This window comes from Pseudomonas sp. MWU318 (assembly GCF_016756945.1).
Taxonomy (GTDB): Bacteria; Pseudomonadota; Gammaproteobacteria; order Pseudomonadales; family Pseudomonadaceae; genus Aquipseudomonas; species Aquipseudomonas putida_A.
Window position 1 is genome coordinate 101,982 of record NZ_JAESJL010000005.1, and the last position, 25,936, is coordinate 127,917.

The following is a 25,936-nucleotide window of genomic DNA, read 5'->3' on the forward strand; positions in this document are numbered from 1 at the left end:
GAGTCATCGCCGCCCATGTACACCCTGGCCCGTCAGCTGTTGTTCAAACTTTCCCCGGAAACCTCCCACGATCTGTCGCTGGATTTGATCGGCGCGGGTGGGCGTTTGGGCCTCAACGGCATGCTGTGCAAGAAGCCGGCGAACGTGCCGGTGACGGTCATGGGCCTGGACTTCCCGAACCCGGTGGGGCTGGCGGCCGGTCTGGACAAGAACGGCGCGGCCATCGACGGTTTCTCGCAACTGGGTTTCGGTTTTGTCGAAATCGGCACCGTGACCCCGCGTCCGCAGCCGGGCAACCCGAAACCACGGATCTTCCGTCTGCCGGAAGCCGAGGCGATCATCAATCGCATGGGCTTCAACAACCTCGGTGTGGATAACCTGCTGGCGCGGGTCGCGGCGGCCAAATACAAGGGCGTGCTGGGGATCAACATCGGCAAGAACTTCGACACTCCGGTCGAGCGCGCGGTGGACGACTATCTGATTTGCCTGGACAAGGTGTATGCCCACGCCAGCTATGTCACGGTCAACGTCAGCTCGCCGAACACCCCGGGCCTGCGCAGCCTGCAGTTCGGTGATTCGCTCAAGCAGTTGCTGGCGGATCTGGCCACGCGCCGCGCCGAACTGGCCCTGCGCCACGGCAAGCACGTACCGCTGGCGATCAAGATCGCTCCGGACATGACCGACGAAGAAACGGCGCAGGTGGCTCAGGCACTGATCGAAACCGGAATGGACGCAGTGATCGCCACCAACACCACCCTGAGTCGCGTCGGCGTCGAAGGCATGGAGCACGGTGACGAGGCGGGCGGTCTGTCCGGCGCTCCCGTGCGTGAGAAGAGCACGCATACCGTGAAGGTATTGGCTGGTGAGCTGGGTGGTCGGTTGCCGATCATCGCGGCAGGTGGCATCACCGAAGGCAAGCATGCGGCGGAGAAGATCACCGCGGGTGCGAGCCTGGTGCAGATTTACTCGGGCTTCATCTATAAGGGCCCGGCGCTGATTCGTGAATCGGTGGACGCGATCGCCGCGCTGCGCTGAGGTTTTCTGAGGGCTCTGTGGCGAGGGGATTTATCCCCGATCGGCTGCGCAGCAGTCGTAAAATTTGCTTCCGTCGTTCGCCTGGCACACTTGGGTGGATGGATTCGGGGCCGCTTCGCAGCCCATCGGGGATGAATCCCCTCGCCACAGGGATCTGTATCGTCCGGGGCGGGCATAAAAAAGGGCTCCTCGAAGGAGCCCCTGGGCCGTAGCCCGCCGTCCGGGAAGGACGTGCATGGTAAGTCGCTAGAAATTCAGATTGTCGTGTTGCAATAAGTGCCCTGTGTCAGCCGACGGCGTGAAGTTCGTTGAGTCTGTGGATCCCCGCAGTGCCGGTCATACCGTCCCAGTTGTCGCCGCGTCCTTCTCGCCAGCCGTTGATCCAGGCTTGGCGTACCGACGGTAGAGTAAATGGGCAAAGCTCGCGGGATTTGCCACCAACGCCATATTGATATCCGCGCAAAAATGCTCTTTCCAACGGATCACGCTTAAGTCTTCTCATAGGGTGTTTCCCTCACTTGTTGACTGTTTTCGTCGCGTTGACCTCAACCGAGGTCTGGCAGAAAAAACTCTGCCGTTGGGCGGCTCGCTGCCGGCGTGGCGAGCCAAGGTGTTGACGCCGTTGCGACGTCAACCTGTGGTCAGTTCTAACCAATGAGTCACACCGAGGGAATGATCGTTTTGTCATAAGGACGTAACGAAAATAGTGCTACAGCCATAAGTAACGACCGGTTTCATGAACGTTTTTTCAGCAAACCCCGGTATGATCGGCCCCGCACTGGATGATGGGGTTAATCCTTTAGTGAGAATGACCCACGTTTACGCTGGGGTAATATTCGACGAAGGGTTGCTTTGAGTCATTTTGTTTCATCAACTTTAATAACTGTCCTTGCATCTAAGCTCTTTTAACCCGAGCAGCGGGGATGGAACGGCACACCTTCGTGCCACGCGGGCGCTCTTTTAGAAAAGCGCCTGATTGAAAACCGGATCGGCAATGCGTTGCCGGTTCACTAGCCAAAGGCTCTGGAAATACCATGTCCGACCGTTTCGAACTCTTCCTCACTTGCCCCAAAGGCCTTGAAGGCCTGCTCATCGAGGAAGCCGTCGGGCTTGGCCTTGAAGAAGCCCGCGAGCACACCTCCGCCGTGCGTGGCATGGCGACCATGGAAACCGCTTATCGCCTGTGCCTGTGGTCGCGTCTGGCCAACCGGGTGTTGCTGGTGCTCAAGCGTTTCCCGATGAAAGACGCCGAAGACCTGTACCACGGCGTGCTTGATGTCGAGTGGCAGGATCACATGCTCGCCGACGGCACCTTGGCCGTCGAATTCAGCGGCCACGGCTCGGGCATCGACAACACCCACTTCGGCGCGCTGAAAGTCAAAGACGCCATCGTCGACAAACTGCGCACCCCGCAGGGCGACCGCCCAAGCATCGACAAGCTCAACCCGGACCTGCGCATTCATCTGCGCCTGGATCGCGGCGAAGCGATCCTGTCCCTCGACCTTTCCGGCCACAGCCTGCACCAGCGCGGCTACCGCCTGCAGCAGGGCGCGGCACCGCTGAAGGAAAACCTCGCGGCAGCGATTCTGATCCGTTCCGGCTGGCCGCGCATTGCGGCCGAAGGCGGCGCGCTGGCTGACCCGATGTGCGGTGTCGGTACGTTCCTCGTCGAAGCGGGGATGATCGCCGCCGACATGGCGCCGAACCTGCGCCGTGAGCAGTGGGGCTTCACCGCATGGCTCGGCCACGTTCCGGCGCTGTGGAAAAAACTCCATGAAGAAGCTGTTGAGCGTGCCGCCGCCGGTCTGGCCAAGCCGCCGCTGTGGATTCGCGGATACGAAGCCGACCCGCGCCTGATTCAACCGGGCCGCAATAACGTCGAGCGTGCCGGTCTGAGCGAGTGGATCAAGATCTATCAGGGCGAAGTCGCGACCTTCGAGCCGCGTCCGGACCAGAACCAGAAAGGTCTGGTGATCTGCAACCCGCCGTACGGCGAGCGTCTGGGCGACGAAGCCAGCCTGCTTTACCTCTATCAGAACCTTGGCGAGCGCCTGCGTCAGGCCTGCCTGAACTGGGAAGCGGCGGTATTCACCGGCGCCCCGGATCTGGGCAAGCGCATGGGCATTCGCAGCCACAAACAGTATTCGTTCTGGAACGGCGCGCTGCCGTGCAAACTGTTGCTGATCAAGGTGCTGCCGGACCAGTTCGTCACGGGCGAACGACGGACCCCGGAACAGCGTCAGGCCGAGCGCGAGCAAGCAGCCTACGATCAGACCCCGAACGAGCCGCAAGAGCGCAAGTTCAACAAGAACGGCAACCCGATCAAACCGACGCCAGCCCCGGCGCCAGTGGTCGAGCAGCCGCGCCTGAGCGAAGGCGGGCAGATGTTTGCCAACCGCCTGCAGAAAAACCTCAAGGCGATGAGCAAGTGGGTCAAACGCGAAGGCATCGACTGCTACCGCGTCTACGATGCCGACATGCCGGAATACGCCATGGCCATCGACCTGTACCACGACTGGGTGCACGTGCAGGAATACGCCGCGCCGAAGTCGATCGATCCGGAAAAGGCCTCGGCGCGCATGTTCGATGCCCTGGCGGCGATCCCGCAGGCGCTGAACGTCGACAAGAGCCGCGTGGTGGTCAAACGCCGCGAGCGTCAGAGCGGCACCAAGCAATACGAGCGTCAGGCGGCGCAGGGCAAGTTCAATGAGGTCAGCGAAGGCGGCGTCAAGCTGCTGGTGAACCTCACTGACTATCTCGACACCGGGCTGTTCCTCGATCACCGGCCAATGCGCATGCGCATTCAGAAAGAGGCGGCCGGCAAGCGCTTCCTCAATCTGTTCTGCTACACCGCGACCGCCAGTGTGCATGCGGCCAAGGGCGGTGCGCGCAGCACCACCAGCGTCGACCTGTCGAAGACTTATCTCGACTGGGCGCGGCGCAACCTGTCGCTGAACGGTTTCTCCGACAAGAACCGTCTGGAGCAGGGCGACGTGATGGCGTGGCTGGAAAGCAGCCGCGACGAGTACGACCTGATCTTCATCGACCCGCCGACCTTCTCCAACTCCAAGCGCATGGAAGGCATCTTCGACGTGCAGCGTGATCAGGTGCAGTTGATCGACCTGGCCATGGCACGTCTGGCTCCGGGGGGCGTGCTGTATTTCTCCAACAACTTCCGCAAGTTCCAGCTGGAGGAGAACCTGGCCGAGCGTTACGCGGTCGAGGAAATCAGCGCGCAGACCATCGATCCGGATTTTGCGCGTAACACCAAGATCCACCGCGCCTGGAAAATCACGGCTCGTTGACGCTTGGGCGGGTTGGATCCACAGAGCCTTGATTTTTAAAGGCTCTTGGATCCGATCAGCGCTAGCCAAATTAATGGCTAATAGCTATAACTCAACTCATGGCCAATGGGGTTTTCCCCCCCCGAAACAATGGCGTCGTGAGTTGCCCCTATGTCGTTGCACCCCGTGCGCCCAAAGATTCTGGGTTTTATCAGCGAAGACGTCTCGGCCTGGCTGGTCGCGCTGCTGGTATTGCTCGCCGGCGGGATTCTCACGGGGCTGCTCGCCTGGGCCACCCTCAATCAGTTTCACCATCAACTGCGCCAACGCTTCCAGCTGCTGGCCAATGAGCGTTACAGCCGCATCGAAGAACGTTTCCAGGATCAGGAACAGCGTCTCGACGGCCTGCGCCGTTTCTTCGCCAACTCCGATTCGGTCTCACGCAACGAATTCGACGGCTATGCCAAACCGCTTCTATTACGCACCCAGGCCTATTCCTATGCGCCGCGGGTCAGCCGTGCCGAACGCCCGGCGGTCGAACAAGCCGTGCGTAACGAAGGCTTCAGTACGTTCACTTTTCGTGAACTGAACGCTGACGATCAGTTGCAGACCGCCGCTGATCGCCCCGAATACGTACCGGTGATCTACACCCAGAGCCTCAGTCGCTTGCCCACGCCGCTGGGTTACGACTTGCTGGCGCAACCGCTGCGCCGGGTGACGCTGGAACGCGCCGACCGCACCGGGCACATGGTGGTGTCGCAGCCATTGCATCTGGTGGGGATTGATCCGGCGTATGCCCGGGGCGTCTTGCTGCTGGCGCCGGTCACTCGTGAAGGGGCGCCGAAAGGGCCGCCGCAAGGCTATGTGATGGCGGTGATCAGCATGCAGCAGTTGCTGGCCGACGGACTGCCGGAGGAGCACCAGGATTTCCTCAATGTCCGCATTCTCGACCTGTCCACCGATGAACAGCATGAAGTGCTCTACGAGTCCGCCAACCAGGCCGGGGCCAGTGATCTGTCCGCCACACGTCTGTTGCGCATGGCCGACCATGACTATCAAGTGGACATGCAGCCCAGCGAAGCGTTTCTGCAGGCCAACCATTCGTCAATCAGCAGCCTGGTGGTGCTGGGGGCGCTGCTGAGTCTGTTGCTCAGCGCACTGCTTTACGTGCTGGTCAGTCAACGCCAGCGCGCCTTGCGCATGGTCGAACTGCGCACCCAGGAACTGCACGCCCGCGAGCAGGAATTGCGCGGCACCCACGGTCAGTTGCGTGGCGTGCTGAATGCCGCGACCCAGGTGGCAATCATCGCCACCGACCTGCGCGGGGTGATCAACACCTTCAACCCTGGTGCGGAACAGATGCTTGGCTACAGCAGCGCCGATGTGGTCGGGCACATGACGCTGGAAAACCTGCATCTGCCGCGAGAACTGGCCGCGCGTTCGGCGGAGTTGAGTGCGCGTTACGGCAAGAGCATTCCGACCTGCCACGCGATGTTGGTCGAGGGCGGCGAGGTCGGCGGTCATGAGGCGCGCGAGTGGACGCTGGTGCGCAGCGACGGCAGTCATCTGCCGGTGAACATGCTCGCCACCCCGGTGCTCGATGAGCAGGGTTTGTGGGTCGGGCATCTGGCGATTTGCATCGACATCACCGAGCGCAAGCGCGTGCACGAGGCGCTGGCGGCGCGGGATGTATTGCTGAAAAAGCTCAGCGCCCACGTGCCCGGCGGCATCTACCAGTTCAAGATGGAATTCGACGGGCGCTTCAGCGTGATCTATGCCAGCGACGGCATCCGCGAGATCTACGAGCTGGAGCCGGACGTGCTGCTGCTCAATGCCGAGGCGATTTTCACCCGCATCCATCCACAAGACGTCTCGCGAGTGCGCAGCTCGATCCGTGCTTCGGCGGACAGCCTCAGCCCATGGCGCGAGGAATACCGTGTGCAGTTGCCCGAGCGCGGCCTGCGCTGGGTGCGCGGCGAGGCAACGCCGGAAGAGCTGCCGGGCGGCGGCGTGCTGTGGCACGGCTACATCTCGGACATTTCCGACTTGAAACGGGTGGAAGAGGAATTGCGGGCGCTGTCGGTCACCGACTCGCTGACCGGTATCCACAACCGCCGCTACTTCCAGGAACGCCTGACCACCGAAATGGCCCGGGTCGAGCGCGGCGGCGGTGAGCTGTCGGTAATCATGCTCGACATCGACCACTTCAAACGCATCAACGACCAGTACGGCCATGCCGTGGGCGACCGGGTGCTGCAGGCGGTGTGCGAGCGCATCGGCCATCGTTTACGGCGTACCGATGTGTTCTGTCGTCTCGGCGGCGAGGAATTCATGGTGCTGTGCCCGGACATCGACGGCGAGCATGCGTACATGCTGGCGGTGGAGTTGTGGCAAGGCCTGCGCAGTGCACCGGTGGATGTGGTCGGGGTGGTGACGGCCAGTTTCGGCATCGCCAGCTGGCGTCCGGGGGAAGGCGCGGATGCCCTGCTGCTGCGGGCGGATTCGGGGGTGTATGCGGCGAAGCAGGGCGGGCGTGATCGGGTGGAGCAGATGAGTTAGGCCTGACGCCAATCCCGCAGAGGATCAAAAGATCGAAGCCTGCGGCAGCTCCTACATGGAATGATGTACACCCTGTAGGAGCTGCCGCAAGCTGCGATCTTTTGCTTTTTATTACAGGGCTGAAGCCGTCTGCGGCAGGCGCGGCTGCTTGTACAGATCCAGCAGCACCTGATCCAGCACCGACGATGCGCCGAACGGGGCCTTGTCGTTGAGGATCGCCACCACCGCCCAGGTGTTGCCGTTGACGTCGCGGCTGAAGCCGGCAATCGCGCGCACGGTGTTCAGGGTGCCGGTCTTGACGTGGGCCTCGCCGCGCATCGCTGTGGTCTTCAGGCGTTTGCGCATGGTGCCGTCGGTGCCGGCAATCGGCAGCGAGCTGATGTACTCGGCGGCGTACGGGCTGTGCCAGGCGGCTTGCAGCATGTTGGCCATCTCGCGGGCGCTGACGCGTTCGGCGCGGGACAACCCGGAGCCGTTCTCCATCACCAGGTGCGGCGCGGTGATGCCTTTCTTCGCTAGCCACTGGCGGACTACGCGTTGTGCGGCCTTGGCGTCGTCACCGTCGGCTTCGTTGCGGTACTTCTGGCCAAGGCTCAGGAACAGCTGCTGGGCCATGGTGTTGTTACTGTATTTGTTGATGTCGCGGATGATTTCCGCCAGATCCGGCGAGTAGGCGCGGGCCAGCAGCTTGGCGCTGCTCGGGGTCGCGGCGAGGCGATCCTTGCCCTGGATGCTGCCGCCCAGTTCTTTCCAGATCGCACGCACGGCGCCAGCGGTGTAGGTCGCGTGGTCGAGCAGCGACAGATAAGTCTGCGAGCTGCAGCCTTCGCCCAGCTGACCGGCGACAGTCACGGTCACGCTGCCATCAGGCTGGGTCACCGGGTTGTAGCGCACGCCACCGGTGCACTGCTTGGAGTTGAGCGCCTTGACCGTGTTTTCGATGCGCACGCTGGCAATCGGCGGCTCCACCGAGATCAGCACCCGGCCCCCGTCATTGCGCGCGACGAAGCGCAGGGCCTTGAGGTTGACCAGCAGCGAGTCGGGTTTGACCAGGAACGGCTTGTTCTCGTCATTGCCGTCGTCGTTGAACTCGGGCAGTTGCGGCTGGATGAAGAAGCTGCGGTCGAGGATCAGATCGCCGGTGACCTGGGTCACGCCGTTGGCGCGCAGGTCGCGCATCAACAGCCAGAGTTTTTCCATGTTCAGCTTCGGATCGCCGCCACCCTTGAGGTACAGGTTGCCGTTGAGAATGCCGCCACTGAGGTCGCCGTCGGTGTAGAACTCGGTTTTCCACTGATGGTTGGGGCCGAGCATTTCCAGCGAGGCGTAGGTGGTGACCAGTTTCATGGTCGAAGCCGGGTTGACCGAGACGTCGGCGTTGTAAACGGTCGGATTGCCCGGGCCGTCGAGCGGGATCATTACCAGCGACAGCGCGGTCGGCTGCAGCTTGCTGGCCTTGAGGGCTTTTTCAACGTTAGGGGTGAGGGCGGTATTGATAGTGGCCGCAGAAACCGGCAGGGCCAGAGGCAGAAGAAGGCCGGCAAGAAACAGAGGACGCAACGATTTGATCATATGAAATAAAACCCTGCAGAAGAGGGGAAAAATAACGAGGGCATGGATGAAAAAGCCCTCAGTGGTCATGAAAGTGTCGGCATTATGCCCCAAGGTGTAACAGCTTGTGCCTTGCCCGGGGCGGCCATTTGGTTATTTTTTTTACGGGCGGTCGCCATCGCGCCCATAGAGTCGGGCAATTGACCGCTTAAACTGGTAAAGTGCCGGCCGTTATTACTTAAGAGGATTGTTCCAATGGCGACTAACCGTTCCCAGCGTCTGCGCAAAAAACTGTGCGTTGATGAATTCCAAGAGCTGGGTTTCGAACTGAACCTGGACTTCAAAGAAGACTTGTCCGAAGAAGCCATTGACGCTTTCCTCGAAGCATTCATCAAAGAAGCCATGGAAGCCAACGGTCTGGGTTATGTTGGCGGCGATGACTTCGGTCTGGTTTGCCTGCAGAAGCGTGGCTCGGTCAACGAAGAGCAGCGCGCTGCCGTTGAAGCCTGGCTGAAAAACCGTAGCGAACTGACCGGCATGACCGTCAGCCCGCTGCTGGACGTCTGGTATCCGGAAAAGCCGATCAACGCGGCCAAGTGATACTGAAAAAAACGGCGACCTGAGGGTCGCCGTTTTTTTTGCAAGATCAAAAGATCGCAGCCTTCGGCAGCTCCTACACTGATCGCTGTAGGAGCTGCCGCAGGCTGCGATCTTTTGCTTTCAGGCTTTACGCCAATTCAAAATCAATAACGTCAAAACCCCCGCGACAATCCCCCAGAACGCCGACCCGATGGAAAACAGCGTCAACCCCGACGCCGTGACCATGAAGGTAATCAGCGCCGCCTCACGTTCCTTCACTTCGGTCATGGCAATGCTCAGGCCGTTGATGATCGAACCGAACAGCGCCAGTGCGGCAATCGACAGCACCAGTTCTTTTGGCAACGCGGCAAACAGCGCCGCCAACGTAGCGCCGAATACGCCGGCAATCCCGTAAAAAATCCCGCACCAGACTGCGGCGGTGTAGCGCTTGTTGCGGTCCTCATGGGCGTGCGGCCCGGTGCAGATGGCTGCGCTGATCGCCGCGAGGTTGATGCCATGAGAGCCGAACGGCGCCAGCATCAGCGAGGCGATGCCGGTGCTGGTGATCAGCGGTGAAGCCGGGACGTTGTAGCCGTCGGCGCGCAGCACGGCGATGCCGGGCATGTTCTGCGAGGTCATCGCCACCACGAACAGCGGAATGCCGATGCTGATGGTTGCGGCCAGCGAGAAGTGCGGCGTGGTCCAGACTGGCGTCGCCAGTTCCAGATGGAAACCGCTGAAATTCAGCAGACCCATGAAGCCCGACAGCGCGGTGCCGATCAGTAATGCGGCGAGCACCGCGTAACGCGGTGACAGGCGTTTGACCAGCAGATAAGTGAAGAACATCCCCAGCACCAGCCCGGTGCGGTGTTGCGCGGCGACGAAGATTTCGCTGCCGATCTTGAACAGAATCCCCGCCAGCAACGCTGCCGCCAGCGACGCCGGAATCTTTTTCACCAATCGTTCGAAGCTGCCGGTCAGGCCACAAATCGTTACCAGCACCGCGCAGGTGATGTAGGCGCCGATGGCCTCACCATAGGTGACGCCGCCCAGGCTGGTGATCAACAAGGCTGCACCCGGTGTCGACCAGGCGATGGTGATTGGCGTGCGATAGCGTAGCGACAGGCCGATCGAGCACACCGCCATGCCAATCGAGATCGCCCAGATCCACGAAGAAATCTGCCCGCTGCTCAGGCCCGCCGCTTGCCCGGCCTGGAACATCAGCACCAGCGAACTGGTGTAGCCGGTCATCATCGCGATGAAACCGGCGACGATGGCCGAGGGCGAAGTGTCGGCGAGGGGGCGCAGGCGGGTGTAGGTGGCGTCGTTCATGACGGCGGTGTTCCTTATACAGATGAAGATCCCCGCAATTACGCTGAACCCTGTGTAGGAGCTGTCGAAGGCTGCGATCTCTTGATCTTGCTGCTAGAAATCAAAGTCAAAAGATCGCAGCCTTCGGCAGCTCCTAAATAAGAGCCGTTGTACGCAAAGGCGGATTCGGCGATCAAGCCTAAACTCAATCGTAACGGATCGTTGCAATACAGCCGTGGTCACAAACAGCCGTACAGTCGTGTTGCCACTATTCATTGTGTACAATCGCGCTGTTTTTTACGCGATACTTGCCAGCGACCTACTGTGCCGTATTACAGTCACGGTCTATTCGCCGCAGTTCTCCCGACTCGAGTGCCCATGAACGAACAGTTGCAACCCCTCAAGAAACAACCGCGAGCAGGCAAAGCCGGCCGCAGCGGAACCCAGGACGATATTGTCTACGCGCATATCTTCGAGGCCATCCTCGAACAGCGTCTGGCGCCCGGTACAAAATTGAGCGAAGAAGCGCTGGGGGAAATCTTCGGGGTCAGCCGCACCATCATTCGCCGCGCGCTGTCGCGTCTGGCCCATGAAGGCGTGGTGCTGTTGCGGCCGAACCGTGGCGCGGTCGTCGCCAGCCCGAGCGTTGAAGAAGCGCGTCAGGTGTTCATGGCCCGGCGTCTGGTGGAGCGCGCGATCACCGAACTGGCCGTGCAGCACGCCACCGCCGAGCAGATCGCCGAATTGCGTCAGATGGTCAACGATGAACGCGACAGCTTCTCCCGTGGCGATCGCGGGGCCGGTATCCGTCTGTCGGGCGAATTCCACCTGAAACTCGCCGAAGCGGCGAAGAATGCACCTCTGATCAGCTTCCAGCGCAGCCTGGTCTCGCAGACCTCGCTGATCATCGCCCAGTACGAGAGCGGCAACCGCTCGCATTGCTCCTACGACGAGCACACTCAGTTGATCGACGCCATCGAAGCGCGCAACGGTGAGCTGGCGGTGGACCTGATGATGCATCACATGGATCACATCGACAGCAAGCTCAACCTCGATGAGGAAAGTGCGTCGGATGATCTGCATGCAGTGTTCTCGCATCTGTTGCAGACCAAGAAGCCTGGGCGTCCTGCGGCCAAGCTTTAAAAGATCGCAGCCTTCGGCAGCTCCTACAGGAGCGTGCGATCCAATGTAGGAGCTGCCGCAGGCTGCGATCTTTTGATCTTCCTACAGGCAACAAAAAATCCCCCGGGGTGAATACCACCGGGGGATTTTTTATGCCTGGAGAAAACTCAGCGCTGATGCACCAAAGCCCCCGCCGCATAAGTCTGCTGCACCGTGCGGTCATCGCCCAGCGTCATCAGCACAAACAACGTTTCGGCAATGTTGTTGGCCTGTTTCAGGCGAAAGCTGAGCAGTGGCGTGGCGTTGTAATCCAGCACCAGGAAGTCGGCGTCTGAACCCGGTTGCAGGTTGCCGATCTTGTCTTCCAGACGCAGTGCCCGCGCACCGCCCAGCGTCGCCAGATACAGCGACTTGAACGGACTCAGCCGCGCGCCTTGCAACTGCATGACTTTGTAGGCTTCGTTCAGGGTTTGCAGCAGCGAGAAACTGGTGCCGCCGCCGACGTCAGTACCGAGGCCGACGTTCAGTTTGTGCTTCTCGGCCATCGGCAAGTTGAACAGACCGCTGCCGAGGAAGAAGTTCGAGGTCGGGCAGAACGAGATCGCCGAGCCGGTTTCCGCCAGACGTGCACATTCGTCGTCGCACAGGTGCACGCCGTGGGCGAACACCGAGCGCTCGCCGAGCAGTTGGTAGTGATCGTAGACGTCCAGATAGCCCTTGCGCTCCGGGAACAGTTCCTTGACCCACTCGATTTCCTTGAGGTTCTCGCTGATGTGGGTCTGCATGTACAGATCCGGATATTCGGTCAGCAGTTGGCCGGCGAGGGTCAGTTGCTCCGGGGTGCTGGTCGGCGCAAAGCGCGGGGTGACCGCGTAGTGCAGGCGGCTCTTGCCGTGCCAGCGTTCGATCAGCGCCTTGCTCTCGACGTAGCTGGATTCGGCGGTGTCGGTCAGGTAGTCCGGCGCGTTGCGGTCCATCATCACCTTGCCGGCGATCATCCGCAGGTCGAGCTTCTCGGCCGCCTCGAAGAACGAGTTCACCGATTGCGGGTGCACGCTGCCGAACACCAGTGCGGTGGTGGTGCCGTTACGCAGCAGTTCCTTGATGAAGATATCGGCCACGTCGTCGGCGTGGGCCTTGTCACCGAACTGGCTTTCGCACGGGAAGGTGTAGGTGTTGAGCCAGTCCAGCAGTTGCTCGCCGTAGGCCCCGACCATGCCGGTTTGCGGCAGGTGGATGTGGGTGTCGATGAAGCCCGGGGTGATCAGCGCGTCCTGATAGTGGCTGATCTCGATGTCCGCCGGCAGGGTCGGCAGCAGTTCGCTGGCGTGGCCGAGGGCGCTGATCTTGCCGCCATCGACCACCAGCAGGCCGTCCTCGAAATATTCGTAGGAGGCTTCGATCCCGACTTCGGCGGGGTCGGCGATGCTGTGCAGGATGGCGGCGCGGTAGGCTTTGCGAGTCAGAGGCATGAGGGTTCTCTAATCAGTTTGAGGCTTTGAGTTTGGCGGCCTGACTGCGCCGGGAAACCGGCAGCAGTTTGGCAATCGGTTCGGCGCTGGCGCTGTGCTGGCCGAAATTGGCGTTATAGGTGGCGATGATTTCGCCGGCGATGGAGATGGCGATTTCCACAGGCAGTTTGCCTTTGACTTCGCCAATGCCCATCGGGCAGCGCATGCGTTGCACGACGCCGCTGTCGAAACCGCGATCACGCAGGCGATGTTCGAACTTGGCCCGTTTGGTCTTCGAACCGATCAGGCCGAAGTAAGCGAAGTCGTTGCGCTTGAGGATCGCGGCGGTGAGTTCCAGGTCGAGCTGATGGTTGTGGGTCATGACGATGCAGTAGCTGCCGACGGGCAGGTCGTCGATTTCATCCACAGGCTCTTCGGCGACGATTTTACGCACGCCGTGGGGGACCTGTTCGGGGAATTCCTCTTTCCGCGAATCGATCCAGCGCACCCGGCACGGCAGACTGGCGAGCAGCGGCACCAGCGCGCGGCCGACATGCCCGGCGCCGAACACCGCGATCTGCGCCTGCACCTGGCCCATCGGTTCGAACAGCAACACGGTGGCGCCACCGCAGCACTGGCCGAGGCTGGCGCCGAGGCTGAAGCGCTCCAGATGGGTGTCCTGCTTGCCGCTGGCGAGCATCTCGCGGGCGATCTGCATGGCTTTGTATTCCAGATGCCCGCCACCGATGGTGTCGAAGGTCTGTTTCGCGCTGACGACCATCTTCGAGCCGGCGTTGCGCGGGGTCGAGCCGAGTTCTTCAATGATCGTCACCAGAACACAGGGGTCGCCCCGGTTCTGCAGGTCGGCGAGGGCGTCGATCCAGTTGTACATAGTTCACCCCTACAACATCGTTGTCTGTTCGGGCCTATTCGCGAGCAAGCTCGCTCCTACATTTGGAATGCGTTCCCCTGTAGGAGTGAGCCTGCTCGCGATAGCCGCACCTCGGTCCTAGAGCGGAGCCAACTCGGTTTCAGCTTCGACCGCTTTCACAGTCTTGAGCTGGCGCATCTGCTCACACCCCCACAGCACCCGCTCCGGGGTCGCCGGCGCATCGATCTGCGGCTGATGCTTATAGTCACCGAGGCTCGCCACCGCGTCCTTGATCGCGCACCACGCGGCAATCCCGAGCATGAACGGCGGCTCACCCACAGCCTTGGAATGGAACACCGTGTCTTCCGGGTTCTTGCGGTTCTCGACCAGCTTCACCCGCAGGTCCAGCGGCATGTCCGCCACGGCCGGGATCTTGTAGCTGGCCGGGCCGTTGGTCATCAGCTTGCCCTTGTTGTTCCAGACCAGCTCCTCCATGGTCAGCCAGCCCATGCCCTGGACGAAACCACCCTCGACCTGACCGATGTCGATCGCCGGGTTCAACGAGGCACCGACGTCGTGGAGGATGTCGGTACGGAGCATCTTGTACTCGCCGGTCAGGGTGTCGACGATCACTTCGCAGCACGCCGCACCGAAGGCGAAGTAGTAGAACGGCCGACCACGGGCCTGGCTGCGGTCGTAGTAGATTTTCGGGGTCTTGTAGAAGCCGGTGCTCGACAGTGAGACCTGATTGAAATACGCCAGTTGAATCAGCGCTTCGAAGGTCATGATGTGGTCACGCACGCGCACATGGCCGTTGTGGAATTCCACGTCTTCTTCGCTGACCTTGTAGTGCCGCGCGGCGAATTCCACCAGACGCTGCTTGATGATCTCGGCAGCGTTCTGCGCGGCCTTTCCGTTGAGGTCGGCGCCGCTGGAAGCCGCAGTCGGCGAGGTGTTCGGCACTTTGTCGGTGTTGGTCGCGGTGATTTGCACCCGATCCATTTCCACCTGGAACACTTCGGCCACCACCTGCGCGACTTTGGTATTCAGGCCCTGGCCCATTTCCGTGCCGCCGTGGTTCAGGTGGATGCTGCCGTCGGTGTAGACGTGGATCAGCGCGCCGGCCTGATTGAGGAAGCTGGCGGTGAAGGAAATGCCGAACTTCACCGGGGTCAGCGCCAGGCCTTTTTTCAGGATCGGGCTGTTGGCGTTGTAGCGGCGGATCGCTTCGCGGCGCTCGGCATACTGGCTGCTTTCTTCCAGTTCGGCGGTCATTTCCTCGAGCATGTTGTGCTCGACGGTCTGGTAGTAGTGGGTGACGTTGCGCTCGGTCTTGCCGTAGTAGTTGGCCTTGCGCACCGCCAGCGGATCGAGGTTGAGGTGACGGGCAATCGCGTCCATCACTTCTTCGATGGCGACCATCCCTTGCGGGCCGCCGAAACCACGGTAGGCAGTGTTCGACGCGGTGTTGGTCTTGCAGCGGTGACCATTGATGGTCGCGTCCCCAAGGTAGTACGAGTTGTCCGAGTGAAACATCGCCCGGTCGACAATCGACGCTGACAGGTCCGGCGAGCAGCCGCAGTTGCCAGCCAGGTCCATATTGATCCCGTGCAGGCGCCCGGTGCTGTCGAAGCCGACGTCGTACTCGACATAGAACGGGTGGCGCTTGCCGGTCATCAGCATGTCTTCGACCCGTGGCAGACGCATCTTGGTCGGCTGCCCGGTGAGGTGCGCGATCACCGCGCACAGGCACGCCGGACTGGCGGCCTGGGTTTCCTTGCCGCCGAAACCACCGCCCATGCGGCGCATGTCGACGACGATCTTGTTCATCGACACGTCGAGCACTTCGGCCACCAGTTTCTGCACTTCGGTGGGGTTCTGCGTCGAGCAGTAGACGATCATGCCGCCGTCTTCGGTGGGCATTACCGAGGAGATCTGGGTTTCCAGATAAAAGTGTTCCTGGCCGCCGATGTGCAGCGTGCCCTGGATGCGGTGTTCGGCGGTGGCCAATGCCGAAGCCGAATCGCCACGCTGATGGGTATGGCTGTCGAGCACGAAGTGGCGTTTGCGCAAGGCTTCGACCACATCCAGCACCGGCTCGAGATCTTCGTATTCGATGATCGCCGCCATGGCCGCTTTGCGTGCGGTTTCCAGGTCTTTCGCGGCCACGGCCAGCACCGGTTGCCCGACGAATTGCACGTCATCAATCGCCAGCAGCGGGTCGCCCGGCAGCAGCGGGCCAATGTCTTTCAGGCCCGGCACGTCTTCGTGGGTGATCGCAATGCGCACGCCTTCGAAGGCGTAGCAGGGCTTGGTGTCGATGCTGATGATCTTCGCGTGGGCGCGATCCGACAGCCGTGCGTAAACGTGCAACTGGTTAGGGAATTCCAGGCGGTCATCGATGTACTGCGCTTCACCGGACACATGCTTGGCGGCGCTGTCGTGCTTGACGCTGCGGCCGACACCGGTGGTCAGGTCCTTGGCGAACAGTTCCGCCAATTCGGCTTGAGTCTTCTCTACGGCGTGATGGTTAGACATAAGCGGTCACCCGAGTCTCGATGTGCGGTGTTTGCAGTTCGATGAAGTATTTACGCAGCAGGTTCTGCGCGCTGAGCAGGCGATATTCCTTGCTGGCGCGGAAGTCCGAGAGCGGCGTGAAGTCTTCGGCCAGCGCAGCGCAGGCGCGTTCGATAACGGCGTTGTTGAATGGCTGGCCGAGCAGCACGGCTTCGCAATGAGCGGCGCGTTTCGGGATCGCGGCCATGCCGCCGAACGCCATGCGCGCGTCGGTGATCACGCCGTTTTCCACGCGCAGATTGAATGCGGCGCAGACGGCGGAGATGTCATCGTCCAGACGCTTGGAGACCTTGTAGGCGCGGAAGCGCTGCTCGGCGGTGGCGCGCGGGACGATGATCTTCTCGATGAACTCGCTTTCCTGACGGGCGGTAACCTTGTAGTCGATGAAGTAATCTTCCAGGTTCAGCGTGCGCCGGGTTTCACCTTTGCACAGCACCACTTGCGCGCCGAGGGCGATCAGCAGCGGTGGCGAGTCACCGATCGGCGAGGCGTTGCCGATGTTGCCGCCGAGGGTGCCCTGGTTGCGGATCTGCAGCGAGGCGAAGCGGTGCAGCAGTTCGCCGAAGTCCGGGTACTCGGCGGTCAGCGCTTCGTAGCAGTCGGAGAGGGCGGTGGCGGCGCCGATTTCGATGCGGTCGTCGAAGGTTTCGATGCGCTTCATTTCGGCGACGTTGCCGACGTAGATCATCACCGGCAGGGTGCGATGGAACTGGGTGACTTCCAGCGCCAGATCGGTGCCGCCGGCCAGCAGCCGCGCTTGTGGGTAAGCGTCATACAGATCGGCCAGATCGGCGACGGTCAGCGGCACCAGGCAGCGCTTGTCGCCACTGTTGAGTTCACCGATATCGGTCGGGGCAATGGCTTTGAGGCGGGCGATGGTCTCGGCTTCGCGGGCATCGAACTGGTCCGGTTGCTTGCCACAGCAGGATTGTTCGGCGGCGGCGAGGATCGGCCGGTAGCCGGTGCAGCGGCAGAGGTTGCCGGCCAGCGCTTCGTGCGCCTTGGCCTGATCCGGTGCATCGCTGTTCTTTTGCAGGGCGAACAACGACATGACGAAGCCGGGGGTGCAGAAGCCGCATTGCGAGCCGTGGCACTCGACCATGGCTTTCTGCACGCTGTGCAGTTCGCCCTGGTGCTTGAGGTCTTCGACGCTGATCAGTTGTTTGCCGTGCAGCGACGACACAAAGGTCAGGCACGAGTTGAGGCTGCGATAGCGAATGTGTTCGCGGCCGGCGTCATCCGTTTGCAACTCGCCGACCACTACGGTGCAGGCGCCACAGTCGCCGCTGGCGCAGCCTTCTTTGGTGCCGGATTTGCCCACGTGTTCGCGCAGGTAATTGAGCACGGTCAGATTCGGGTCCAGGGCGTGCTCGCTACGGAGTTCCTGGTTAAGTAAAAACTGGATCACGGAAGGCCTCGCAGACTCATTATTGTTGTTAACCGACTTCAACCGAATTTAGCAGGTCTGACTTTTCGGTCAATGGTTTTCTGACTTAAAGGTCAGGAAAAACGGTTTTGTCGATTAACGCGTGCTCTATTGAGTATTGACCCTGAGCGGATCCACTGCTTTTTTGCTTGAATCGTGCCAAAAAGCGCCGTGCGGGCACTCCGCCATGCACCTGCATTTGCGCTACACTGCGCCGCTTGTGCAGATCGAAGAGTTTGAAGGACAACCATGACGTTCAAGGCGCCGGACAGCCTCGCCGAGCAAATCGCTCACCACCTCGCCGAACGCATCATTCGCGGCGAAATGAAGCCGGGAGAGCGCATTCAGGAACAGAAGGTCACGCTGGCCCTCAATGTCAGCCGCGGATCGGTCCGCGAAGCCCTGCTGATCCTCGAGCGCCGACACCTGATCGCGATCCTGCCGCGACGTGGCGCCCATGTCACCGAACTCACCGCGCACAAGGTGCAGAGCCTGTGCACGCTGATGAGCGAGCTGTACATCCTGCTCGGCAATGCGGTCGCCAACGGTTGGCAGACCCAGGCCGACATGGCGCCGTTCGTGCAAATTCAGCAGCGTCTGACCGCCAGCTACGAGCGTCAGGACATCCGCACCTTCGTCGACGACAGCTTCGCCGTGATGCGCGCTGCGTACCCGTTTGCCAACAACCCGTACCTGCAAGAGACCGTCGAGAACCTGCAGCCGGCCATGAGCCGTGCCTATTTCCTCGCCCTCGAACAGCGCAAGGCCGAAATGAGCGAGTTCCTCGAACTGTTCGAACGCCTGCTGGCCGCTGTGCTCGCCCGTGATTTGCCGCAGATCCGCATCGTGCTGACGGCTTATGCCCAGCGCAGCTGCGATCTGGTGGTCTCCGCCCTGACGGTTGCCTGAGCGTGCGGCTGAAGTGCATCAAACTGGCGGGGTTCAAGTCCTTCGTCGACCCGACCACGGTGAACTTCCCCAGTAACATGGCGGCGGTCGTCGGGCCGAACGGTTGCGGCAAGTCGAACATCATCGACGCCGTGCGCTGGGTGATGGGCGAAAGTTCGGCGAAGAACCTGCGTGGCGAGTCGATGACCGACGTCATCTTCAACGGCTCGACCAGCCGCAAACCGGTGAGCCAGGCGAGCATCGAACTGGTGTTCGACAACTCCGACGGCACGCTGGTCGGCGAGTACGCGGCTTACGCCGAGATCTCCATTCGCCGCAAAGTCACCCGCGACAGCCAGAACAGCTATTTCCTCAACGGCGCCAAGTGCCGTCGTCGCGACATTACCGACATCTTCCTCGGCACCGGCCTCGGCCCGCGCAGCTACTCGATCATCGAACAGGGGATGATTTCCAAGCTGATCGAAGCCAAACCCGAAGACCTGCGCAACTTCATCGAAGAAGCGGCGGGCATCTCCAAGTACAAGGAGCGTCGGCGCGAGACCGAAAACCGCATCCGCCGCACCCACGAAAACCTGGCGCGTCTGACCGACCTGCGTGAAGAGCTTGAGCGTCAGCTCGAACGCCTGCACCGGCAGGCCGAGTCCGCGAAGAAGTATCAGGAATACAAATCCGAAGAGCGCCAGCTCAAGGCGCAGCTGTCGGCCCTGCGCTGGCAGGATCTGAACGATCAGGTCGGCCAGCGCGAGTCGATCATCGGCACGCAGGAAGTCAGTTTCGAAGCGCTGGTTGCCGAGCAGCGCAATGCCGATGCCGCCATCGAGCGCCTGCGCGACGGGCACCACGAACTGTCCGAGCGCTTCAATCTGGTGCAGGGACGCTTCTATTCGGTCGGCGGCGACATCGCCCGGGTCGAGCAGAGCATCCAGCACGGCCAGCAGCGCTTGCGCCAGTTGCAGGACGATCTGAAAGAAGCCGAGCGTGCGCGCCTCGAAACCGAATCGCACCTGGGCCACGACCGCACGCTGCTGCTGACCCTCGGCGAAGAGCTGGACATGCTCACCCCCGAGCAGGAAGTCACCAGCGCCGCCGCCGAAGAAGCCGCCGCTGCGCTGGAAGATTCCGAAAGCGTCATGCACGGCTGGCAGGAGCAGTGGGATACCTTCAACCTCACCGCCGCCGAACCACGGCGCCAGGCCGAAGTGCAGCAGTCGCGGATCCAGCAGCTGGAAACCAACATGGAGCGTCTGGCCGATCGGCAAAAGCGTCTGGCCGAGGAGCGCGATCTGCTTTCCGCCGACCCGGAAGACGCGGCGATCATGGCGCTCAACGAGCAGCTCGCTGAATCCGAAGCGACCCTCGAAGATTTGCAGACCAGCGAAGAAGCGCAGGTCGAAAAACTTGAACAACTGCGTCAGGAATTGCAGCAGGCACTGACCGCGCAGCAGCAGGCGCAGGGCGATTTGCAGCGCCTCAACGGGCGACTGGCGTCGCTGGAAGCCTTGCAGCAAGCCGCGCTCGACCCGGGCACCGGCACCGCCGAATGGCTGAAGGAACACAACCTCGCCGAACGGCCGCGTCTCGCCGAAGAGCTGAAGGTCGAGGCCGGTTGGGAGCTGGCGGTGGAAACCGTGCTCGGCGCCGACCTGCAAGCGGTGCTGGTGGATGATTTCAGCGGTTTCGATCTGTCCGGGTTCACCCAAGGTGATCTGCGCCTGCTCAGCCCCGCCAGCGATGGTGTGCGGGTAGCGGGCAGCCTGCTGGATAAAGTCGAGGCGCAGATCGATCTGTCGCCATGGCTCGGCCAGGTCAAAACGGTCGATAGCCTTGAGCAGGCCTTGGCCCTGCGCGGCCAGTTGAGTGCCGGGCAGAGCCTGATCAGTCGCGACGGTTACTGGGTCGGTCGGCACTTCCTGCGGGTGCGTCGCGCCAGTGAAGCCGAGAGCGGCATGCTCGCCCGGGGCCAGGAAATCGAGACGCTGCAGGTCGAGCGCGAAGAGCGCGAAGCCACGGTCGAAGCCATGGAAACCCGGCTGCAAACCCTGCGGGCGCAACAGCGGCAGCAGGAAAACGGCCGCGAACATTTGCGCCGTTTGCTGCAGGACGAAGCCCGCTCCCAAGGTGAATTGAAAGCTCAGCTGTCCGCCGGTAAAGCCAAGGCTGAACAGCTGACGCTGCGCCGCACCCGCCTCGATGAGGAACTGATCGAACTCGGCGAGCAGCGCGAGCTGGAGCACGAGCAGGTCGGCGAAGCGCGCATGCAATTGCAGGAAGCGCTCGATGCCATGGCGCTGGACACCGAACAGCGCGAGTTGCTGCTGGCCCAGCGTGACAGCCTGCGCGAACGCCTCGATCGCGTGCGCCAGGAAGCCCGTCAGCATAAGGATCACGCCCATCAACTGGCGGTGCGTCTCGGCTCGTTGCGCGCGCAGCACGATTCCACGCGCCAGGCGTTGGAACGTCTGGAGATGCAGGCCGAGCGCCTGACCGAAAAACGCGAACAGTTGAGTCTGAATCTGGAGGAGGGCGAGGCCCCACTGGAAGAGCTGCGCCTGAAACTCGAAGAGCTGCTCGACAAACGCATGACCGTCGACGAAGAACTGAAGACCGCGCAGATCGCGCTGGAAGACGCCGACCGCGAACTGCGCGAGGCGGAAAAGCGCCGGACCCAGGCCGAGCAGCAATCGCAATTGATCCGTGGCCAGCTCGAACAGCAGCGCATGGAATGGCAAGCGCTGACCGTGCGGCGCAAGGCGTTGCAGGATCAATTGCTCGAAGACGGCTACGATCTCAATGGCGTGCTCGCGACATTGACCCCGGAGGCCAGTGAACGCGCCGCCGAAGAAGAACTCGAACGGATCAATGCGCGGATTCAGCGCCTGGGCGCGATCAACCTCGCGGCCATCGACGAATACACGCAACAATCCGAGCGTAAACGTTATCTTGATGCACAGGACGCCGATCTGGTCGAAGCACTGGAGACCCTAGAAAACGTCATTCGCAAGATCGACAAGGAAACCCGTAACCGCTTCAAAGATACCTTTGATCAGATCAATGGCGGATTACAGGCGCTTTTCCCGAAAGTTTTCGGTGGCGGCAGCGCGTATTTGGAACTGACGGGCGAAGATCTACTCGATACAGGGGTGACGATCATGGCGCGGCCGCCAGGAAAGAAGAACAGCACCATCCATTTGCTCTCCGGCGGGGAAAAAGCCCTGACCGCACTGGCACTGGTTTTTGCGATCTTCAAATTGAATCCGGCGCCGTTCTGCATGCTCGATGAAGTTGACGCGCCACTGGATGACGCTAACGTTGGACGCTACGCACGATTGGTTAAAGAGATGTCGCAGACCGTGCAGTTCATCTATATCACCCACAACAAGATCGCCATGGAAATGGCCGATCAACTGATGGGCGTGACGATGCACGAGCCGGGTTGTTCGCGACTGGTTGCAGTGGATGTCGAGGAGGCGATGGCGATGGTGGACGCCTGAGTCAGCGTGGTGTCGGAAGGGTATGAGTAGTCTGTAGGACTTTTTTACCGACTTCGACTTGCTGGCCAATCGACATATTCGCGCAAGCCAATGTGACAGACGGTGTAAAGTTGTCTTTGGTCGTGCTAGTTTAATGTCAATTTTTCGTATACGTGGGCAAAACGCCTGTCAGAACATAGAGTTGGCGCCACGTTTTAAAGCGGTTTGCACAATGTAAACCCCTTATTTTTCAGCATTTTTTATAGAGGCACGGGATTACATGGAAATCGGTCTGCGCGAGTGGCTGATCGTCATCGGCATCATTGTGATAGCCGGTATTCTTTTCGATGGCTGGCGCCGTATGCGCGGCGGCAAGGGAAAACTGAAATTCCGTCTTGACCGAAGTCTGTCCAACCTGCCGGACGAGGACACCAGCGCCGAGCTGTTGGGCCCGGCCCGCGTGCTGGATACGCACAAAGAGCCGCAACTGGACGAACACGATCTGCCGTCGGTGAGCATGCCGGCCCGCGAAGCACGCGAGCCTCGCGAATCCGGTTCGAAACGTGGCAAGCGTGGCAGCAACGGTCCGGCCCAGGGCGACCTGAATCTGGACCTGGATCTTGACGGCGGTCCGAGCTTCAGCAGCCGTGATGATGACTTCGTCGACGACAGCAAGCCTGCGCCAGCCGTGGCCGACAAGGATCAGCCGCAAGCCGAAGAAGTCCTGGTGATCAGCGTGATCTGCCGCGACGCCGCCGGCTTCAAAGGCCCGGCCCTGCTGCAGAACATTCTCGAAAGCGGTCTGCGGTTTGGCGAGATGGATATTTTCCACCGCCACGAAAGCATGGCCGGCAACGGTGAAGTGCTGTTCTCCATGGCCAATGCGGTCAAGCCGGGCATCTTCGATCTGGACGACATCGACCATTTCAGCACCCCGGCGGTGAGCTTCTTCCTCGGCCTGCCAGGCCCGCGTCATCCGAAGCAGGCCTTCGACGTGATGGTGGCGGCGGCGCGCAAGCTGTCGCAGGAACTGAACGGCGAGCTGAAAGACGACCAGCGCAGTGTGCTGACCGCGCAGACTATCGAGCACTACCGTCAGCGCATCGTCGAATTCGAACGCCGCGCCCTGACCCAGAAGCGCTAAGGCCAAGATCAAAAGATCGCAGCCTTCGGCAGCGCCTACAGAGGAGCGCGATCCCTGTAGGAGCTTTCGAGTGCAACGAGGCTGCGATCTTTGAATGATGAAACTGGAGCAGCCTCGGCTGCTCTTTTGCTTTATGAGAGAACACCCATGACCGCCGCCAAAAACCGCATTCTAGAGCTGCGCGCTGAACTCGATCAGCACAACTACCGTTATCACGTCCTCGACGAGCCGAGCATTCCGGATGCCGAGTACGACCGGTTGTTCCACGAGCTCAAGGCGCTGGAAGCGGCCAACCCGGAACTGATCACCAGCGACTCGCCGACCCAGCGTGTCGGCAGTGTGGCGCTGACCGCGTTCACCCAGGTGCGTCACGAAGTGCCGATGCTCAGCCTCGGCAACGCCTTCGAAGAAACCGACATGCGCGAGTTCGACCGCCGGGTGACCGAAGGTCTGGATCTGCCGGCCGGTGACCTGTTCGGTGGCGGTGCGGCGGTGGAGTACAGCTGCGAACCGAAACTCGATGGCCTGGCGGTCAGCCTGCTGTATCAGGATGGCGTGCTGGTACGCGGCGCCACCCGTGGCGACGGCACCACCGGTGAAGACATCAGCGTCAACGTGCGCACCGTACGCAACATCCCGTTGAAGCTGCACGGCACAGGCTGGCCGGCGATCCTCGAAGTTCGCGGTGAAGTGTTCATGTCCAAGGCCGGCTTCGAGCGCCTCAACGCCTCGCAACTGGAAGTCGGCGGCAAGACCTTCGCCAACCCGCGCAACGCCGCTGCCGGCAGCCTGCGTCAGCTGGATTCGAAGATCACCGCCAATCGCCCGCTGGAATTCTGCTGCTACGGTATCGGCCAGGTGTCCCACGATATCTCCGACACCCACATCGGCAACCTCAAGCAATTGCAGAAGTGGGGCATGCCGATCAGTCATGAACTGAAACTGGCCAAAGGTATCGGCGAGTGCCTGGATTACTACCGCGACATTGGTGAGCGACGTAACGCGCTGGCCTACGAAATCGACGGTGTGGTGTTCAAGGTCAACAGCATCGCCGATCAGCGCGAGCTGGGCTTCCGTGCCCGCGAACCGCGCTGGGCGATCGCGCACAAATTCCCGGCGATGGAAGAGCTCACCGAACTGCTCGACGTGGAGTTCCAGGTCGGTCGTACCGGCGCGGTCACTCCGGTGGCGCGGCTGAAACCGGTCAAGGTCGCCGGCGTCACCGTCGCCAACGCGACCCTGCACAACATGGATGAAGTGGCGCGCCTGGGCCTGATGATCGGCGACACGGTGATCATCCGTCGCGCCGGTGACGTGATCCCGCAGGTGGTGCAAGTGGTCACCGAACGTCGCCCGGAGAATGCCCGTCCTGTAGCGATTCCAGAGAATTGCCCGGTCTGCGGCTCCCATGTCGAGCGCACGCAACTGGTCAAGCGCAGCAAAGGCAAGGAAACCATCAGCGAAGGCGCGGTGTACCGCTGCGTTGGCCGTCTGGCCTGTGGCGCGCAACTGAAGCAGGCGATCATTCACTTCGTCTCGCGTCGGGCGATGGACATCGAAGGCCTTGGTGACAAGAGCGTCGAGCAACTGGTCGATGAAGGTCTGGTCAGTTCACCAGCGGATCTGTATGCGCTGAAGTTCGACGACATTGTCGATCTGGAGGGCTTTGCTGAGGTCTCCAGCAACAAGCTGCTGGCGGCGATTGAAGACAGCAAGCAACCGGGACTGGCGCGGTTCATTTATGCGCTGGGCATTCCCGACGTCGGCGAGGAGACGGCCAAGGTGTTGGCGCGCTCGCTGGGTTCGCTGGAGCGCGTGCAGCAGGCGTTGCCGCAAGTGCTGACCTACCTGCCGGACATCGGCCTGGAAGTGGCGCACGAGATTCACAGCTTCTTTGAAGATGCGCACAACCAGCAAGTGATCGCCGAGTTGTTGGGGCATGGTCTGCAGATTCAGGATCAGGGTGATCTGGGCGCTGAGTTCGCCGCCAGCACCACGCTCGGCGGTCTGCTCGACAAGCTGCACATTCCCTTTGTCGGCCCGGGCGGTGCGCAGAAACTGGCGGACAAGTTCGGTTCGCTGGACGCGGTAATGAATGCCGACTGGCTGGACATGCGTCAGGCGCTACCGGAGAAGCAGGCCAATTCGGTGCGCGAGTTTTTTGCTGTGCCCGAGCACCGGCAGATCGCCGAGGCCGCCGAGAAACAGCTGCGGGATTTCGGCATGCACTGGCTGAGCGAGAAGAAAGTCGTTGAGGGCCTGCCGCTGTCCGGCGAAACCTGGGTGCTGACCGGCAAGGTCGAGTTGATGAGTCGTGATGTGGCTAAAGAGCACCTGGAAAGTCTCGGCGCCAAGGTCGCCGGCTCGGTATCGGCGAAAACTCATTGCGTGGTCGCAGGGCCGGGTGCTGGTTCGAAACTGACCAAGGCCAATGAGCTGGGGGTGAAGGTGATGGATGAAGAGGCGTTTATCGCTTTCCTGAAGGGGCACGGCTTGTCCGTTTAAGAACAAAAGATCGCAGCCTGCGGCAGCTCCTACAGGATTAGTGTCTTGCCACATTGATCCCCTGTAGGAGCTGCCGCAGGCTGCGATCTTTTGCTTTTCCCTACACAAAGCGTGGGAACGATCTGCGCACGAGGATGATCTA

Annotated in this window: 16 protein-coding genes; 9 read left to right on the forward strand and 7 right to left on the reverse strand. The window is 61.2% G+C overall.

What is annotated here, in order from left to right; translation table 11 throughout:
* Positions 1 to 15 precede the first annotated feature (15 nt).
* Entirely contained in the window at positions 16 to 1,035 is a 1,020-nt protein-coding gene (locus JN524_RS13815) for a quinone-dependent dihydroorotate dehydrogenase (protein ID WP_134785856.1), read from the forward strand.
* A gap of 286 nt (positions 1,036 to 1,321) precedes the next feature.
* Here the strand turns inward: JN524_RS13815 and rmf are convergent, their stop codons facing one another.
* Entirely contained in the window at positions 1,322 to 1,537 is a 216-nt protein-coding gene (rmf, locus tag JN524_RS13820) for a ribosome modulation factor (RefSeq protein WP_003223300.1), read from the reverse strand.
* Positions 1,538 to 2,069: 532 nt separating this feature from the next.
* Between rmf and rlmKL the strand changes: the two genes are divergently transcribed.
* Both rlmKL and JN524_RS13830 read left to right on the forward strand, forming a co-directional pair.
* Positions 2,070 to 4,340 (forward strand): bifunctional 23S rRNA (guanine(2069)-N(7))-methyltransferase RlmK/23S rRNA (guanine(2445)-N(2))-methyltransferase RlmL, encoded by a 2,271-nt coding sequence (rlmKL, locus tag JN524_RS13825; protein WP_095138649.1) that lies wholly within the window; start codon positions 2,070 to 2,072, stop codon positions 4,338 to 4,340.
* 150 nt (positions 4,341 to 4,490) lie between these two features.
* On the forward strand, positions 4,491 to 6,878 hold the full coding sequence (locus tag JN524_RS13830) for a sensor domain-containing diguanylate cyclase (RefSeq protein ID WP_202369671.1): 2,388 nt from the start codon (positions 4,491 to 4,493) through the stop codon (positions 6,876 to 6,878).
* A 111-nt stretch (positions 6,879 to 6,989) separates the two neighbouring features.
* Here JN524_RS13830 and dacB read toward each other — a convergent pair whose 3' ends face one another.
* Positions 6,990 to 8,450, reverse strand: a complete 1,461-nt coding sequence (dacB, locus tag JN524_RS13835) for a D-alanyl-D-alanine carboxypeptidase/D-alanyl-D-alanine endopeptidase (RefSeq protein ID WP_202369672.1) — start codon at positions 8,448 to 8,450, stop codon at positions 6,990 to 6,992.
* 234 nt (positions 8,451 to 8,684) lie between these two features.
* Between dacB and JN524_RS13840 the strand changes: the two genes are divergently transcribed.
* Positions 8,685 to 9,029: a YggL family protein gene (locus JN524_RS13840; RefSeq protein WP_003223308.1), complete on the forward strand. Its 345-nt coding sequence runs from the start codon at positions 8,685 to 8,687 to the stop codon at positions 9,027 to 9,029.
* A 120-nt stretch (positions 9,030 to 9,149) separates the two neighbouring features.
* On the opposite strand, the gene JN524_RS13845 is transcribed toward JN524_RS13840, so the two are convergent.
* Complete coding sequence (locus JN524_RS13845; protein ID WP_202369673.1) at positions 9,150 to 10,340, reverse strand: benzoate/H(+) symporter BenE family transporter; 1,191 nt, start codon at positions 10,338 to 10,340, stop codon at positions 9,150 to 9,152.
* A 357-nt stretch (positions 10,341 to 10,697) separates the two neighbouring features.
* Between JN524_RS13845 and JN524_RS13850 the strand changes: the two genes are divergently transcribed.
* Positions 10,698 to 11,462, forward strand: coding sequence for a GntR family transcriptional regulator (locus JN524_RS13850; RefSeq protein WP_007961054.1), 765 nt, complete (start codon positions 10,698 to 10,700; stop codon positions 11,460 to 11,462).
* Between the two features lie 146 nt (positions 11,463 to 11,608).
* Here JN524_RS13850 and guaD read toward each other — a convergent pair whose 3' ends face one another.
* The 4 genes from guaD to xdhA form a co-directional block, all read right to left on the reverse strand.
* Positions 11,609 to 12,913 carry a guanine deaminase gene (gene guaD / locus JN524_RS13855; protein WP_202369674.1) on the reverse strand — a complete coding sequence of 435 codons (1,305 nt, stop codon included), beginning with the start codon at positions 12,911 to 12,913 and terminating at the stop codon, positions 11,609 to 11,611.
* Between the two features lie 13 nt (positions 12,914 to 12,926).
* Positions 12,927 to 13,784 (reverse strand): xanthine dehydrogenase accessory protein XdhC, encoded by an 858-nt coding sequence (gene xdhC / locus JN524_RS13860; RefSeq protein WP_202369675.1) that lies wholly within the window; start codon positions 13,782 to 13,784, stop codon positions 12,927 to 12,929.
* 117 nt (positions 13,785 to 13,901) lie between these two features.
* A complete protein-coding gene (gene xdhB / locus JN524_RS13865; protein ID WP_096797080.1) occupies positions 13,902 to 16,301 on the reverse strand; it encodes a xanthine dehydrogenase molybdopterin binding subunit in 2,400 nt (799 codons plus the stop codon).
* Entirely contained in the window at positions 16,294 to 17,748 is a 1,455-nt protein-coding gene (xdhA, locus tag JN524_RS13870) for a xanthine dehydrogenase small subunit (RefSeq protein ID WP_202369676.1), read from the reverse strand. The genes xdhB and xdhA overlap by 8 nt, the downstream gene beginning before the upstream one ends.
* A 267-nt stretch (positions 17,749 to 18,015) precedes the next feature.
* On the opposite strand from xdhA, the gene JN524_RS13875 reads away from it, so the two are divergent.
* The 4 genes from JN524_RS13875 (at position 18,016) to ligA (ending at position 25,794) form a co-directional block, all read left to right on the forward strand.
* Entirely contained in the window at positions 18,016 to 18,675 is a 660-nt protein-coding gene (locus tag JN524_RS13875; RefSeq protein WP_007961062.1) for a GntR family transcriptional regulator, read from the forward strand.
* A 2-nt stretch (positions 18,676 to 18,677) separates the two neighbouring features.
* On the forward strand, positions 18,678 to 22,166 hold the full coding sequence (gene smc / locus JN524_RS13880) for a chromosome segregation protein SMC (protein WP_202369677.1): 3,489 nt from the start codon (positions 18,678 to 18,680) through the stop codon (positions 22,164 to 22,166).
* Between the two features lie 259 nt (positions 22,167 to 22,425).
* The gene (zipA, locus tag JN524_RS13885; RefSeq protein WP_027613270.1) at positions 22,426 to 23,289 is read left to right on the forward strand and encodes a cell division protein ZipA; all 864 of its coding nucleotides are present in this window, start codon (positions 22,426 to 22,428) and stop codon (positions 23,287 to 23,289) included.
* A 147-nt stretch (positions 23,290 to 23,436) separates the two neighbouring features.
* Entirely contained in the window at positions 23,437 to 25,794 is a 2,358-nt protein-coding gene (gene ligA, locus JN524_RS13890; RefSeq protein WP_202369678.1) for an NAD-dependent DNA ligase LigA, read from the forward strand.
* Positions 25,795 to 25,936 lie beyond the last annotated feature (142 nt).